This window comes from Micromonospora narathiwatensis (assembly GCF_900089605.1).
GTDB lineage: Bacteria > Actinomycetota > Actinomycetes > Mycobacteriales > Micromonosporaceae > Micromonospora > Micromonospora narathiwatensis.
Genome location: NZ_LT594324.1, coordinates 5,974,553 through 5,988,073, shown reverse-complemented (window position 1 = coordinate 5,988,073; position 13,521 = coordinate 5,974,553). Strand labels below are relative to the sequence as shown.

The window sequence follows — 13,521 nt, the reverse complement described above, 5'->3', positions numbered from 1 at the left end:
TCAGCGGGCGTCGTAGCGGTCCCGGGCGGCCTCCACCTCGGCCAGGTGGGTGGTCGCCCACGTCTCCAGGCCGGCGACCAGGTCGAGCAGGCTGCGGCCGAGGTCGGTGAGCGCGTAGTCGACCCGGGGCGGCACGCTGGCCTGCACGGCACGGGTCACGAGGCCGTCGCGCTCCAGGCCGCGCAGGGTCTGGGTGAGCATCTTCTGGCTGATGCCGTCGATCCGTCCGGCCAACTCGCCGTAGCGCTTGTCGCCCTCGGCGAGGGTGAGCACGACCAGCACGCTCCAGCGGTCGCCGATCCGGTCGAGGACCTTCCGGCTGCCGCAGTTCCGGTTGAACGGGTCCGCCCGCACAGCTCACTCTCCTTCAGTGCGTACCGAACTTCAAGGTGCCTACTCTCCAACGGGAAGTAAGGCCGCGATGTTCCCGTTGCCGTGCGATGACAGTGTTCTACCGAACGACCACAGGGAGTTCCCATGTCCATCGTCGTCACCGGCGCCACCGGCCACCTCGGCCGCCTGATCGTCTCGTCGCTGCTGGACCGGGGCGTACCGGCCGGCCAGATCGTGGCGGTCGGCCGCGACGTCGACCGGCTGGCCCGCCTCGCCGAGCGCGGGCTGGTCACCCAGCGGGCCGACTACGACGACCCGGATTCGCTGCAGGCCGCCTTCGCCGGAGCCGAGAAGCTGATGTTCGTCTCCGGCAGCGAGGTCGGCCGGCGCGTGGTGCAGCACGGCAACGTCGTCACCGCCGCCAAGGCGGCCGGCGTCGGGCTGGTCGCCTACACCAGCATCCCCAGGGCGGACACCTCCAGCCTGGTGCTCGCCGCCGAACACAAGGCCACCGAGCAGTTGATCCTGGACGCCGGGCTGCCCCACGTCTTCCTGCGCAACAGCTGGTACCTGGAGAACTACACCGCCCAGCTCCCCACGTACCTCCAGCACGGCGTCGCGGGCGCGGCGGGCGACGGCCGGGTCAGCGCGGCCACCCGCGCCGACTACGCCGAGGCCGCCGCCGTGGTGCTCACCACCGAGGGCCACACCAACCGGGTGTACGAGCTGGGCGGCGCGCCGTTCACCATGACCGAGCTGGCCGCCGAGGTCTCCCGGCAGAGCGGCAACACCGTGTCGTACCTCGACCTGCCGGTCGACAAGTACACCGAGCTGCTGGTCGCGGCCGGCCTGCCGGAGGGATACGCGGCCGTGCTCGCCGACGGCGACCGCGGCCTCGCCCAGGGCGAGCTGGAGGTGGCCGGGAACGATCTGACGAAGCTGCTCGGCCGCCGGCCGACCACGCTCGCCGAGGCGATCGACGCGGCCCTGTAGGACGCCGGCGAAGTGGGGCCGGCGCGCGCCGGCCCCACTTCCGTCCTCGGCGGTTACGCCCGCTGGGCGTGCCGCCGGACCAGGTCGTCGACGAGCACCCGCACGTAGTCGGCCGTCTCCTCCCAGCAGGTGACGGCGTGGCACTGGATGCCCATGGCCTTGACCGGGTAGTCGTTGCCACCGTGGTCCAGCCGGTCACCGACGAAGAGCACGTTGTCGTGCTTCAGGTCCAGGCACTCCAGCAGCTTGCGCATGCCGTACGCCTTGTCCACGCCCTTGCGGGTGACGTCGATCGAGGTGGAGCCGCCGCCGCGTACCTCCAGGTCGGGCAGCTTCTCGGCGACCGCGTCGCGGAGCCGCCGCTTCTTGCTGCCGTCCGGGTCCCAGCCGTACTTCTCCGCGGGCGGGGCGGACTGGCCCAGCGCGGAGAAGGTGATCTGGCTGCCCCGGTCCTCGATGATGTCCCCCCAGGTTTTCGTCTCCCAGAGGTCGAGCGCCTTCGCCGACTCGGTGAGCGCCGCGATGACGCGGGCCTTGTCCGCATCGCTCAGGTCCTCGGCGTAGATCAGCCGCCACCCGCCGTCCTGCCACCGGAGGTACCGGGTGCCGCAGGTCGGCATCAGGTGCAGCCGGCGCAACTGCTCCTCCGTGAGGTCGAGGTGGGCCAGCACCTGCGCCTCGAACTGCTCGAACCGGCCGCCGGAGATGATCAGAACGTCCACCTCGCCCAGCAGGTGGCCGAGGAGTTCCGCCATCCGACCATCGATCTGGGACTTGGAGACAGCCAGGGTGTCGTCCAGGTCGAACGCCACCACTCGAAGATCATTCATCAAGTACCACCATGTCTCGCGGGCAGGCCAGGACTTGCAGGGTACCGACGGTGACCATCCGCCAGCCGCGAACCCCGAGCGTCACGCTGCGCAGCCCCTCATCGCGGAGGGTAGCAGTGGATCGAGTTGCCCGTGCCCGGAAGCGGAGCCGGAAGCCGATCGACATCACGCGCTCCTCGCGATCGTCTCGCCGCACCGACCCGTACACGTCCCGGCAACGCAGACCCCGGATCTCCGGTACGGTTCGCCCGGTGACCCCCGCTTCGAGGCGTGCCTCCACCGTTCGAACGCTCGGAACCGTGGCCCTGGCCTCCGGTCTTCTGGTCTCGGCCATCACCCTGTCGACCGGTACCGGGACGACCCAGCCGCACATCCTGGCGGGCTTCCTCGTCGCGACCGGGATCGGGCTACGCGTCGAGGCCGCGATCAGCGAGTCTCGGGCCTGATCGCCTCGGTCGCGTCTCATGGCGTGGCGCAGGTTGCCGATCGGGCCGGGCAGCCCGGCGACGCCCAGCCCAAGAGGCGCCCCCGGCTAGCGACGAACCTGCACGGCTTGACCGTGACGTTGCCTGGGTTGAGCTGCGCCGATGCGCGGGCTGACCTCGTGTTCGAGCTGCCAAGGCGGTTGCAGGTTGGCGGTTCCGAACGGTGCTTCCGTCTTCGCCGATGCGGTTGGCTGGCCATGTCTGCGCGGTGACCTTGTGTCTGCCAGCAGCGCGCACCGATGAGGTTTTCGCGCAGCGCCCGTCTGTACGTATGAAATCGACCTACGAGAGGCTGGCATGATGCGGAAACTGACCTTCGGCATGAATGTGACCCTGGACGGCTACATCGCCGCGCCCGGCGACGACCTCGGCTGGAGTGGCGGTGAGGGGCCGGACTCGTCGTCGAGCGACGAGCTGTTCCAGTGGTGGTCCGACCGGGTGGGGGCGACGGGCCTGGCGCTGTATGGGCGCAAGCTGTGGGAGGTGATGAGTTCCCACTGGCCGACCGCCGACCAGCAGCCCGGCGCCACACAGGCGGAAATCGAGTTCGCCCGCCGCTGGCGGGACATGCCGAAGGTGGTGTTCTCCTCGACGACCAGCACGGTCGACTGGAACACCCGCCTGGTCACCGGCGACGCGGTCACCGAGATCACCCGGCTCAAGACAGAGGACGCCGGCCCGATGGACATCGGCGGCGCGACGCTCGCCGGGGCGGCCATGCGGGCCGGGCTGATCGACGAGTACATGCTGGTCACCGTGCCGGTCCTGGTGGGCGGCGGCACGCCGTTCTTCACCGCGCTGGACAGCTGGGTGAACCTGAACCTCGTGGAGACGCGGACATTTCCCGGCGGCGTCGTGCTGACCCGATACGAGACGAGGCGATGAGCGCGGGTCAGTTGCTCGGTTCGTGAGGCCGGGTCGAAATACTTCCTGACGTTCTTCGGGCATCAAGATGCCCCGCCGGCAACGCCGGCGGGGCGGTGGTGTTCGCGTTGTCGCGTTGGTGTTCAGCTGGTCGGGGTGCTCATTCCGCGGTGACTCGGTGACGCCGGCCCGTGGCGCTGGACTCGTCGACGACGGGGACTTGTCTGATCACAGTGTCGGGGGCAGGTCCAGCCATGGTTTGTCGGTGGCGTCGAATCCGGTGAGCTCGGCGATCTTCCCGTCGACGATGTGCAGGACCGCGATGTTGAACAACCGGTACTCCGGGTCGTCAGGGGTGCGGAGGTACAGCGCGGCGGCGGGCATGCGGTTGACCGTCGTGGCGATACAGCGCCAGTCGTCGTAGCCGGGCTGGAAGAGCCCACCGGAGACCCAGCCGTCCACCGCGTCCTTGGCCGTGATGACCGAGGTGCCCGCCTCGGGCAGCATCACGAAGCGCAGGTCGTCGCGGAGCAGGGACATCAGCCCGTCGAGGTCGTTGCGCTCATGGGCGTCGATGTACGACTTCACCACGCCGCGCTCGTCATTCGACAGCTCGTGGGCGGCGGGGCTCCGCCAGTCGAGGCGGCGGTCGGGCAGCTGCTCGCGCATCGTCACGCGCGCCCGCTGCAGCGCGCTGGTCACCGATGCGATGGTCAGCTCGAGGGCGTCGGCGGCCTTCGACGCCGGCCAGCCGACGACGTCGCGCAGGATGAACACCGCCCGCTGCCGCGGCGGCAGGTGCTGGACGGCGACGATGAACGCCAGCTCGATCGTCTCTCGCGCCACCACCGATTCCTGCGGGTCCTCGGGGAGCATCCGGTCGGGGTACGGCTGCAGGTACAGCACCTCGGAGCCGGAGTCCGCCAGCCCGGACGGTACGGGTGTGCGGTCATTGCGCTTCTCCAGGAAGTCAAGGCAGACGTTCGTCGCGATCCGGTACAGCCAGGTCCGCAGCGCAGCGTGGCCCTTGAACGACTCCCGCTTGTTCCACGCTCGCAGGAACGTCTCCTGCGTCATGTCCTGGGCGTCCTCGTAGTTCGCAAGCATCCGGTAGCAGTGCACCTGCAGCTCACGCCGGTGGCGCTCCGTGATGAGCGCAAACCGCGCCGTATCGCCTGAGCGAACCACCGCGATGAACGAGGCCTCGTCAGCGCCCAGCGGTCTAGCGTCGGTCATGGTCACCAATCCTTCCACCGGTGCGAGGGGGCTACCAGAACCGACGACGTGGCGGAAGAATTCTGATCGGTGAAGCCGCTGACACCGGGCCGTTCGTCAGGGCGGATGGGTCGGGTCGATCCAGGGTAGGTGCTCCAGGTCAGACACAGGCCGCCGTGGTACCCGATGAACACCTCGTCCAGGACCCACATCAGCATCACCCGGGCCAGAAACTTGCCTTTCCACCACGCCATCGTCACCGGGCTGGCAACTTCACGGCGGCCGGTTCACGGCGGCCGGCGGAAATACCCAAACGAGGTGAGGCCCAATCAGAGTGCCGCACTTCGCAGCGACTGGCGAGTGGGGCAAATCGAGATACCGCCCGCCCCCGCAACCCAGATACCGGGGCCACTTCAACTTGCCGAAATCAGGCAGGACGCATGCCGGATGAGAGCCACACCAAATTTCGGTGGGCAGCCGCGATAGGAGCGATCCCGCGGTCACCTCGACCAAGCCTGGCCGGGCTGCGGTCGTACCGCCAGTCAACATGTAGCAGCGATCCCGGCGCGTTCCGCGCCCGTACATCGAGCCAACGCGAGGATGCCCCCAGCCGCTCGGCCGGGGGCATCCTTAAACGTCCACTCGAACGCGAAACTGGCCGCTACGATCAGTGATCGGTCGGACGCGCTGCGCGTTTACAGTTCTGTGACGTGCCCCCGGCAGGATTCGAACCTGCGACACACGGTTACCATCCGTAGCTCCGCCGGGCTTGTCATCGCTAGTCATATCTTCGCGTTGAGCTGCGCAAACGTCGTCTAGCGTTGCTCGCTACTTATCACTGGTAGTCAACTCTTGGGAAGGGTTTTCGGGGGGTAAACGGGGGCACCTTGCCCGGCACCACCAGCGAACGGATGCTGGCGCAGGTTGGTGCCCTGGGAGAGGCAGCAAGGGGCGAGCGCGCCGACGGCCAGGGCGAGCACGGGTAACTCGTCCCGTCTGCAATGGCGAACGACCACGGTCAGCAGCCCTGCGGGTCTGTGCCCGCCGCCGCGTAGTCGGCGGCGGGCACCGTCGCCAGCAACGATCACCTACGCGGGCGTGACTGCCAGGGAGATGTCGTCGACCCAGGTCAGTGTCGGCGGCCTGCCTGGACCATCGGTGGGCGGACGGCCGCCCCCACATGATCCCGCCATCCCTGGCTGGCCGATTCTCCTCGCTTCCGCACCGTCTCGCTCTTCGCGACCGGGGTCGTAAGCCCTATTGCGCGGCGGTCGTCATCTGGGCAAGGCGCTGTGGCATCTGGCGGTGGCCGTCAGGGTTCGGACGTGCGGTGGCGTTGAACGGCGGCTGGTTGTGTAGCCACAGCAGGCCGGCGAGGTTGGTCGGCATCGTCCACTGGGTAGGCCGTGCCGGGTTGACCGTCTTGGTGCCGATGTATGTGTCTCCGACGTTGAAATGGAAGCCGATCGTGGAGGCGCCGGCGAGTAGGTCGTCGAGATCTGCCAGGTCGACGCTTGTGAAGCGGTGCGATCCGACGGCGATAACCAGGGGCACGTTGTGATGGTTGGCGAGGTCTGCATACTTGCTGACCTTCTCGTCGACGGCTTTGACTAGCCGGCTGGCGTCGACTGGTCCGGCGACACCGCTTGGTGCGGCGAACTGGGCGCGGATCCCGTTCGCTGACTGTAGGGGTCGTCCGAACCTGTCGGCGAGCACGGCAAGGGTGTAGCCGTGTGCGTGGATCTTCGCGGTGCTGGGTCCGTCCAGCAGTCGGGCGCGTACTTCGCGGGCGATCTTCTTGGCGGTTCCTGCGTCGGGTGGCTTCGGCGCGAGGTGCCGGGTGCCCTGGAGTACGAGCACGACGCCTACGGGGATCTCCGCGATGCGTCTTTCGAGCGCTTTCCACGCGCGGATACGCCCGAAGGTTTCTTTGGCAGGCTGGTCGGTGTGGACCTCGACGAGGAAGGCCAGCTCTCCGCTGGGGGTGTGTGCGGTCCAGTCGGGAGTCAGGCCGCCGTGGTCGTGTTCGTACACGGCGGTGTAGCCGGCTGATCGGATCGCGGCGCCGGCCGCCAGCTCGAAGGTGACGGGCCAGAAGTGCTCGTCCAGCCAGAGGCGCCGGGCGAGCGCGTCGGCCTGCGGGCTGGGCAGCAGCGCCAGTTGCGCGCCGTACCAGCGCCGCCAGTGCTCGAAACCGGGGTCGACCGCGATGTCGTAGGTCAGCTGCCGCTGCTCCGGTGTGCGCACGCCGTGCGTCGCCCGGTGTGCTGTCACAAAGTCTGGGCCGAACCGGCCGTGGCCTTCCACAACTCCATCCTCCGTGACGCGGCAACCGGATTCCCGGCCGTAGCACGGGGTGTGGCGGTCGAAAAGCCAGGTCCCGTCCGGGTGCCTGTCGGTGCGAGGATCAGCCGTCTCGGCTGAGGACGGGCGCGAAGATGCCGCGACTGATGGGGTGGCCGGATCTGTTGCCGCGTCGGGGCGAGATCCAACCTTCGAGCAGTTGACGACTGTTCCGATATCCCGCAGGGCTTTTGGCTGGCTCGATGCGCCACCGGGCTCCCTCCCCGCTGAGCCGGTAGCAGCGCGTCCCGCTGTACACCAGTTGATGGTCGCCGTCCTGCTCCCATAAGGCAGGACCGGTGTGGGTGGCGAGCTGAGCCCAGGTCTGACCGTTGCATGTCACATGTCGGTGGCCAGGAAGGGGCCAAGGTCGCAGCGAGTCGGCCAGTAGCCGGTCGGCGGTGACGCCAGCCAGCGGGTTCACGGCGAGCTCCAGGTCGGTCTCCGCCATGTAGTGCTCGAAGTAGCGCCAGGCCTCGCCGAGTGCACCCGTATCGTCGAGGCGCATACCAAGCTCCATGCCGCCGGTCAGGCCCATCGTGGTCATCAAGTTCGCGGAGAAGAGGGAGCCGATACGGCGATCCGCGAGGCATCCTTTGGCGTGCGTCAAAGTGTCCGCGTAGATCTTCACCCCGGCCGCCTGGAACGCGGCTGCCTCGGCACGTGACGATTCAACGTGGTTTCGGCCACGCAGCAGCATGCGCACCCGTACGCCACGTTCGATAGCACGGCACACCGGGTCGTAGAGGATCTCGGGTCGCGCGGGCGCCTTCGGCATGTCGAAGGTCATATTGCCGATGCTGAAGGTGCCCAGGATCAGTTCATGCTCGGCCTGGTCGATGGTCCGTCGGATGTCGTCGAGAATGCGATGCTGGTCCTGCCAGGTCCACAGCAGGCGGCCGGTTTCGGCGACCTCGTTCAGGGCATCGTCGGCCGGGCTCCGGTCGCGGACTGAGTGGTAGGACGGTGCCGGCGGCATGTCCCACGGACTTTGCCGCCACAGGCGCCGGAATGCCCAGGCCAGCACGGCGACCTCGTCGACTCCCTCCAGCACCATGCCGTTCTCGCCGACACAAGTGAACGAACGCGTGACCAGATTGGCGCTGGAGACCAAGGCACGAGCATCGTCCACGACGGCGAACTTCGCGTGGAGCCCCGGATAGCCGCGGACGTAGATGCCGCTGGTCGTCAGCCGAGTGAAGTTGCGGAACTCGATCTGGGTGTCGACGTCCAAGGTGTCGGATGCGTCGTTGATGGCCTTGTTCAGCCCGCGATCGTCGAGCGCCGAGACGACATAGACGCCACCTTGAAGCCGGTCGACCGCCCGTTCGAGGGCCTGCCGGACCTGCTCGTCACCGAGGAACAGGGTGGCGACGAACACTCGCCGGGTCGCCGAGTCGATCAGACGCACCAGTTCCTCGCGGATGTTCGACCCGCCACCGTCGTAGGTGAGGCAGTGCCGTACACCGTCCTGTGATCCGGTATCGCGGGGGATGAAGGGGCTACGGATGGGCGGGCCGTCCTGGCGTCTGAGGAAGAAGGCGCCTTCCACAGTTCGCTTTCCCAGGTCGATGATCTGGCCCGGGTTGCCTGCCGGAAGATCATTCACCGGGGAAGTCCTCTTCTCGTCGCAGGGCGTAGACGTGCTGGTAGTGCTGTCCGGTCCACAGCGCGCTACGTACATGGGCCACGGTCAGACCGTCCGTCGGGAGCCCGTACCGTTCCGCACTGGCCGCCGTGATGGCTGCCAGCTCTGCGGAATTGATGTTGGCGACCGATCTGGCCGAGACTTCGGCTACGGCGTGCTGGAGCGCGAAGATACGTGACGCCCGCTCGTCGCCCGGAACGAACTCGACATCGACGTAGACGACGTCACGTTCACCATGGATCAGCAAGCCACCGGGGTGGCCCAGCCGGATTCTGTCCGCAGCGGCGGAAGTGGCTGCCTCCTGGCCCAGCTCGTAGAGCCAACTCCCGCCCGTTCTCGTCGCCACCACGGGTCCCCACGCGTCGGCGGCCGAAGCCGCCAGCTGGGCAAGGTCCTCCCACCGGCTGGCCAGCTGGTTCGCGTACGGGATCTGCAGATTAAGTCGTTTGGAGCGCCCTACTTCGATCTTGAGGTAGGCGCGGTACGTGCCGTCGGAGCCAACTCGCACATGTCCGCTGCAGCGGTACTGCTTACACACGTCGGTGATTTGCGTCTCGGTGACTACCGGACTGACGATGTCCTGTGGGAGCCCTCGGATTGCTTGTGCCGCGATGCGCTCGGCGATGAGATCGTGCTGGCTGGTCAGACCGGCGCCTCGCGGAACATCGACGAAGCCGGCCGGTTTCGTATGGTGCAGGCGCGGTGCCCGCCGGCCCTCAGCGGACGAAAGAGCCACGATCTCGTCGGTGTCCGCGAGGTACAGCAGCGTGACCGGAGTCTGGCGCAGTCTCACCGCAGCCGCCTGGTCCAGTGCGGGCCGGGCATAGTCCGTCGCGACCGCGCCGTACCCGTCGGTCTGGAGAAGGCCGAGGCTTACAAGCCTACTGATAATGCCGTCCACGGCTTCGGCCGGAATGCCGGTGATCTCCTCGATTTCGGCAGCGTGGACGGGATCCAGGGCTATCGCCGCCTCGAGGACCAGCCGGTCGATTGCGGTCAGGTCCTCCTCGAACTTGCGGACCATCGGCACATCCGGCCAAACGTCAAGACCGATGAGCGATTCCTGTACGACGACGGTTGCCTTGGTTTCGGTTTGCCGTGCGGCCTGGAACTGGAAGCGGACCGTCATAGCCGGCGAACTCGCATGAATTCGTCGTCCTGGTCGACGAGGCTGAAGAGGTTCTCGTAGAAGATCCGCGCGGGACTGGGCTCTGCGTCGGCGGAGGGGGCACCGAGCGCGCTGAGAGTAGGGCCATGACCGACGAACACGAGGGCGCGACGTGCTCGGGTGAAGGCGACGTTGAGGCGGCGGATGTCTTGCAGCCACTGGCCGTACCCTGGGCCGATCCGCCCGGTGTGTGCCCTGGTGAAGCTGATGATGACCAGATCGCTCTGCTGGCCCTGAATACGGTCGATCACATCGATGACCTCCCACTCAAGGTGTGGCAGGTCCAGTCTGCGTAGCCGACGCGACAGTTGTTGTGCCTGAGCCCGGTAGAACGCCAGAACGCTGACAGTGACGGGCTTGGAGCCACTTCGCCCGAGATCTTCGTTGTACAGGCGGCAGACACGTTCCACGAAGTGTTGCTCTCGTTCGTTGACGAAGCCGTGGTCCTGTGGCGTGTCGCCGCAGTCCCGAAAGTGGCTGGTGTCGACGAACGTCACCGGTTGCGTCAGCGTCTCGGCGAGCACCAGCGGAGTCAGCCCGATCGCAGCGAGATCAGCGGCGGGCGGTGTCCGGTATTGCCCTCTATAGACCGGTTGGGCAACGATCCGGGCCAGTGGTTCGATCATGCGCCGCTGCCAGACGAGCTCCTGCCGCAAGCCGGCGGGAACCCGGGGAGCCACCCGCTGGAACAGGCTCTGCACCAGGTGGCGAAGCATGGCAGTGAGGACCTGCCGGTCCGGATCGTTTCGGTTGCCGGATGACTGGACGCGAAGGTACGCCGATTCGAAAGGGTCCCGGAAGCTCGTGGCCCACAAACCGCTGGAACTTAACTCTTCCGCGACGGCCAGCACACTCTCGGCTCGGAACTTGTGGAGTTCCTCGTCTTCGGCCCAGACCTGTGCCAGGTATTGCACGGAGGCTTCGAGGCTCTCACCGGCGCCGCGGTGGAAGCGATGCAGGGCGGTCAGCGCGTGCAGGAAATGCTCGTCGCGCTGATCGACATGCGGGGGCAGTTGGTGCTCGTCGCCGACGAGAATCCACCGACGCGCCCGTGTGGCGCCGATGAGGAACTCGCTCTCGGTCACACGGCTCGCCTCATCGACGATTAGGGTGTCGTAGTCGGCGTACCGGACGACCTGGCTGCCTCGTCCGACGATTCCTTTGGTGGTGGCACACACAAGGTTCGCGGCTCGGACCAGCGACTCGCGGATGTCGGCCAAGAGCAGGTCGTCGGACTGGCCGCTGGTCAACTCGTACCAACGCTGGTGCAGTGCCGGAAGTCGTTGTAGTACGTGTAGGCGACGCTCGAGTTGCTCAATGTCCCGGCTGTGGTCCGCTGGATCCTCGGACCTCCCGGCAAGGATCTGGCTGATCTTCTCGACTCGCTTGACTGCGGCATCGTAGCGGCTCTGGGTCGCGGTGAAATCCTGCTCAGCGGCGGCAAGAGAGCTCTCGATGCGGTCTCTTCCCACCTGCAGCTCCCGCTGGCACCAGGTCTGGTCTTCCAGGGCGGATCGCTGCTCCCGGCGCGCCGCAACGAGGTCCGTCACTGTCTGTGACAGCTGCCCGGCAATCTGAGCAACCGATCCCAGCGCGGCCAGCGTCCCATGGTCCGCGCCTACTGGCGGCTTCCCGGCGAGGAGAGCCGAAACCGTTCCGGCTAGAAACGCAGCGACTCTCCGCCTCTCGTTCATGTTAGCTACCTCTGTCATGGCAGGCTGAGCGTCGCCGGCAGCCTCCGCGAGCCGGGTCCATCGCAAGGTGCTTTGCCGCACAGCCGCATCCATCTGCTGTCGAGCGTTGCTGGCCCGTTCGCGTGCGGCCACGACATCGTTGGTGCGGTTGGCCTCGACAGCGGCCATGTGACGTTCGGCCGCGCGCTGCCAGTCCGTGGCTGAGCGTGACCGGTTCCGCCAGTAGGTGACCGCTGCCTCTGCCTCGTCCGCCCGGCGGCGAGCGGCAGTGACGCGACCGAGATTCATTGCCGTAAGCATCCGCCCGAGCTGGTTTTGATGGGAGACCGCGTTGTCCAGGTCCAGCTGCGCCCGCCGCAACTCAGCCAGCGCGTCCTCCAGCCGTGCCATCACAGCGTGGTTATCCAGGCCGGCCCGTGCTACGTCGTTCCTCGCCTCTGTCACATTGTGGTTCAGCAGCCCTGTTGCCCGGTCAAGTTCTTTGTTCGCGGCGTCGAGAGCGATCGCGGCGGTCGAGGCTACTCGCATTGCGGCCTGCCAGCTCCGCGCGAGCGGGGGCAGCGGCTCGAGTATCGGACGAGCCGTCGTGAGCAGGTCACCGTGAGTGCGAACGGCTCGGCTCAGGGTGCTAGCGGCAGCGTCGACACGCGCTGTCGCCAACTTCGCCGCCTCATTCAGAGTGCCCAACTCCTGACTGGCCCGGGAGCGGCTGAGGTCGAGGCGTTCGGCGGCCGCCGCGAGCGCGACCCGCGTGTGGGCCAGGGCAATCGCCTGACGGCGCTTGTCTGCGATGGCGGAGATCGCTCGCCGGGCATCCTGGATGCGCTCTTCGACCTGAATCAGCTCTGCGGCCCACAGCGGGTCGCGGGCACCCTTGGCGGGTCGGGCAACGAGGCCCTTCAGACCGGCGCCGACATTGGGCTCGAGGTAGTCGCGGACGGACTCGTGCACCCGGTCGTCGTCCCAGGTGATGCGAAGCGGCCGGACGCCGGGCTTGTGCCCGATCCTGCCAAGCACCTCGTCGACAGCGACATGAGTCGGCGCCAGGAGCAGCACCCGCTCGCCCCGCGCGGTCAATTGCCTGATGGTTTCACAGATGACCTCGGTCTTGCCAGTTCCCGGCGGACCCTGCACCAGGAACGCGTGCGGGGTCGACACCGCCCCGGCGACAGCGCGCCGCTGCTCGTCGTTCAAGGGCACGCTGCTGTCACTGTCATCGCAGAAGAACCGCTGGGGCAACGCGAGCGGTCCCTGGGCAGTGAGGCCATGGGCCTGACACAACAAGCGGGCCAAATCGTCCCAGGAGCCCTCCACCTCTCCATTGAGAAAGCTCTTGAGAGCAAGAGCGTTCTGTCGCATCCCGAATGGTTTGACGAGATTGACGGTCACTTCGGTCCCGCGCTTGGGCAACCAGTTACCGGGTTGCCGGACCGCGATCCGCCCGGCGCGGATTCGTTGGACGTTGGTGTTCACCGTGACGCCGTTCGAGGCCGTGATCGTCACCCGGCGGCGGTCGAAGTCGGCCAGGTCCGTGGGGGGCTTGACATCGAGAACCACAGTGTCCGCTCCGTCGAGGCCCTCCTCGACGGAGAGGACGACGCCCGAGACGGTTTGTTCGGCGACTTCTGGACGTTGCTCAACGATCTCCAGGAGCCGCTTCAGTCGGCCGTATTCCAAGTGGACCGTGCGTTTGAGCTGTTCGGAAGCGGGCGCAACGACGCGGCCCTGGTGAATCTGGCGCCACTGTTCCAGCTGTCTGAGGAGATCTTCCATGTCGAAGGCGAGCTCGCGATAGTTCGGCTCGAATGAGACGACGGCCGGCACGATGCGGTCATACCGGCGAGGCATCGAGGACGTCACCTCGATGGCCGTCACCTCGGCCAGCCAGGCACCCGACGACTGACCCTTCCGACGTCGGACTCGGGCCTCGAATCGGGAGCCACCGAGC

At 67.1% G+C, this 13,521-nt stretch carries 12 protein-coding genes and 1 tRNA gene; 3 read left to right on the top strand and 10 right to left on the bottom strand.

Translation table 11 applies throughout. The annotated features are described in order from the left end of the window. Window positions 1–354, bottom strand: coding sequence for a winged helix-turn-helix transcriptional regulator (locus tag GA0070621_RS26430; RefSeq protein ID WP_091200803.1), 354 nt, complete (start codon window positions 352–354; stop codon window positions 1–3). Window positions 355–477: 123 nt separating this feature from the next. Between GA0070621_RS26430 and GA0070621_RS26425 the strand changes: the two genes are divergently transcribed. After that, window positions 478–1,326, top strand: coding sequence for an SDR family oxidoreductase (locus GA0070621_RS26425; protein WP_091200801.1), 849 nt, complete (start codon window positions 478–480; stop codon window positions 1,324–1,326). Window positions 1,327–1,379: 53 nt separating this feature from the next. Here the strand turns inward: GA0070621_RS26425 and GA0070621_RS26420 are convergent, their stop codons facing one another. Both GA0070621_RS26420 and GA0070621_RS29680 read right to left on the bottom strand, forming a co-directional pair. Then, the gene (locus tag GA0070621_RS26420; protein ID WP_091200799.1) at window positions 1,380–2,156 is read right to left on the bottom strand and encodes an HAD-IIB family hydrolase; all 777 of its coding nucleotides are present in this window, start codon (window positions 2,154–2,156) and stop codon (window positions 1,380–1,382) included. Continuing rightward, the gene (locus GA0070621_RS29680; protein ID WP_157740073.1) at window positions 2,149–2,436 is read right to left on the bottom strand and encodes a hypothetical protein; all 288 of its coding nucleotides are present in this window, start codon (window positions 2,434–2,436) and stop codon (window positions 2,149–2,151) included. Before GA0070621_RS29680 ends, GA0070621_RS26420 begins: the two co-directional genes overlap by 8 nt. A 19-nt stretch (window positions 2,437–2,455) precedes the next feature. On the opposite strand from GA0070621_RS29680, the gene GA0070621_RS30205 reads away from it, so the two are divergent. Together GA0070621_RS30205 and GA0070621_RS26415 are read left to right on the top strand one after the other, a co-directional pair. Further along, complete coding sequence (locus tag GA0070621_RS30205) at window positions 2,456–2,602, top strand: hypothetical protein (protein ID WP_167667431.1); 147 nt, start codon at window positions 2,456–2,458, stop codon at window positions 2,600–2,602. A gap of 336 nt (window positions 2,603–2,938) precedes the next feature. Further along, window positions 2,939–3,526 (top strand): dihydrofolate reductase family protein, encoded by a 588-nt coding sequence (locus GA0070621_RS26415; protein ID WP_167667429.1) that lies wholly within the window; start codon window positions 2,939–2,941, stop codon window positions 3,524–3,526. 207 nt (window positions 3,527–3,733) lie between these two features. Here the strand turns inward: GA0070621_RS26415 and GA0070621_RS26410 are convergent, their stop codons facing one another. The 7 genes from GA0070621_RS26410 to GA0070621_RS26385 all read right to left on the bottom strand — a co-directional run bounded on the left by GA0070621_RS26410 (window position 3,734) and on the right by GA0070621_RS26385 (window position 13,448). Further along, the gene (locus GA0070621_RS26410; protein WP_091200797.1) at window positions 3,734–4,741 is read right to left on the bottom strand and encodes an RNA polymerase subunit sigma-70; all 1,008 of its coding nucleotides are present in this window, start codon (window positions 4,739–4,741) and stop codon (window positions 3,734–3,736) included. Between the two features lie 2 nt (window positions 4,742–4,743). Continuing rightward, the gene (locus tag GA0070621_RS26405; RefSeq protein ID WP_157740072.1) at window positions 4,744–4,980 is read right to left on the bottom strand and encodes a hypothetical protein; all 237 of its coding nucleotides are present in this window, start codon (window positions 4,978–4,980) and stop codon (window positions 4,744–4,746) included. Window positions 4,981–5,434: 454 nt separating this feature from the next. Further along, window positions 5,435–5,522 (bottom strand) — tRNA-Thr (locus GA0070621_RS29675). 455 nt (window positions 5,523–5,977) lie between these two features. After that, window positions 5,978–7,027 (bottom strand): hypothetical protein, encoded by a 1,050-nt coding sequence (locus tag GA0070621_RS26400; protein ID WP_157740071.1) that lies wholly within the window; start codon window positions 7,025–7,027, stop codon window positions 5,978–5,980. Between the two features lie 100 nt (window positions 7,028–7,127). Then, complete coding sequence (locus tag GA0070621_RS26395) at window positions 7,128–8,672, bottom strand: phospholipase D-like domain-containing protein (protein WP_167667426.1); 1,545 nt, start codon at window positions 8,670–8,672, stop codon at window positions 7,128–7,130. Beyond that, complete coding sequence (locus GA0070621_RS26390) at window positions 8,665–9,840, bottom strand: MarR family transcriptional regulator (RefSeq protein ID WP_091200789.1); 1,176 nt, start codon at window positions 9,838–9,840, stop codon at window positions 8,665–8,667. Before GA0070621_RS26390 ends, GA0070621_RS26395 begins: the two co-directional genes overlap by 8 nt. After that, entirely contained in the window at window positions 9,837–13,448 is a 3,612-nt protein-coding gene (locus GA0070621_RS26385) for a DEAD/DEAH box helicase (protein ID WP_167667424.1), read from the bottom strand. Before GA0070621_RS26385 ends, GA0070621_RS26390 begins: the two co-directional genes overlap by 4 nt. Window positions 13,449–13,521: the final 73 nt, after the last annotated feature.

Bases quoted from the DNA above. Each gene is read 5' to 3' on its own strand.
- GA0070621_RS26425 (WP_091200801.1), top strand. From the start codon at position 478: ATGTCCATCGTCGTCACCGGCGCCACCGGCCACCTCGGCCGCCTGATC.
- GA0070621_RS26420 (WP_091200799.1), bottom strand. From the start codon at position 2,156: ATGAATGATCTTCGAGTGGTGGCGTTCGACCTGGACGACACCCTGGCT.
- GA0070621_RS26415 (WP_167667429.1), top strand. From the start codon at position 2,939: ATGATGCGGAAACTGACCTTCGGCATGAATGTGACCCTGGACGGCTAC.
- GA0070621_RS26410 (WP_091200797.1), bottom strand. From the start codon at position 4,741: ATGACCGACGCTAGACCGCTGGGCGCTGACGAGGCCTCGTTCATCGCG.
- GA0070621_RS26390 (WP_091200789.1), bottom strand. From the start codon at position 9,840: ATGACGGTCCGCTTCCAGTTCCAGGCCGCACGGCAAACCGAAACCAAG.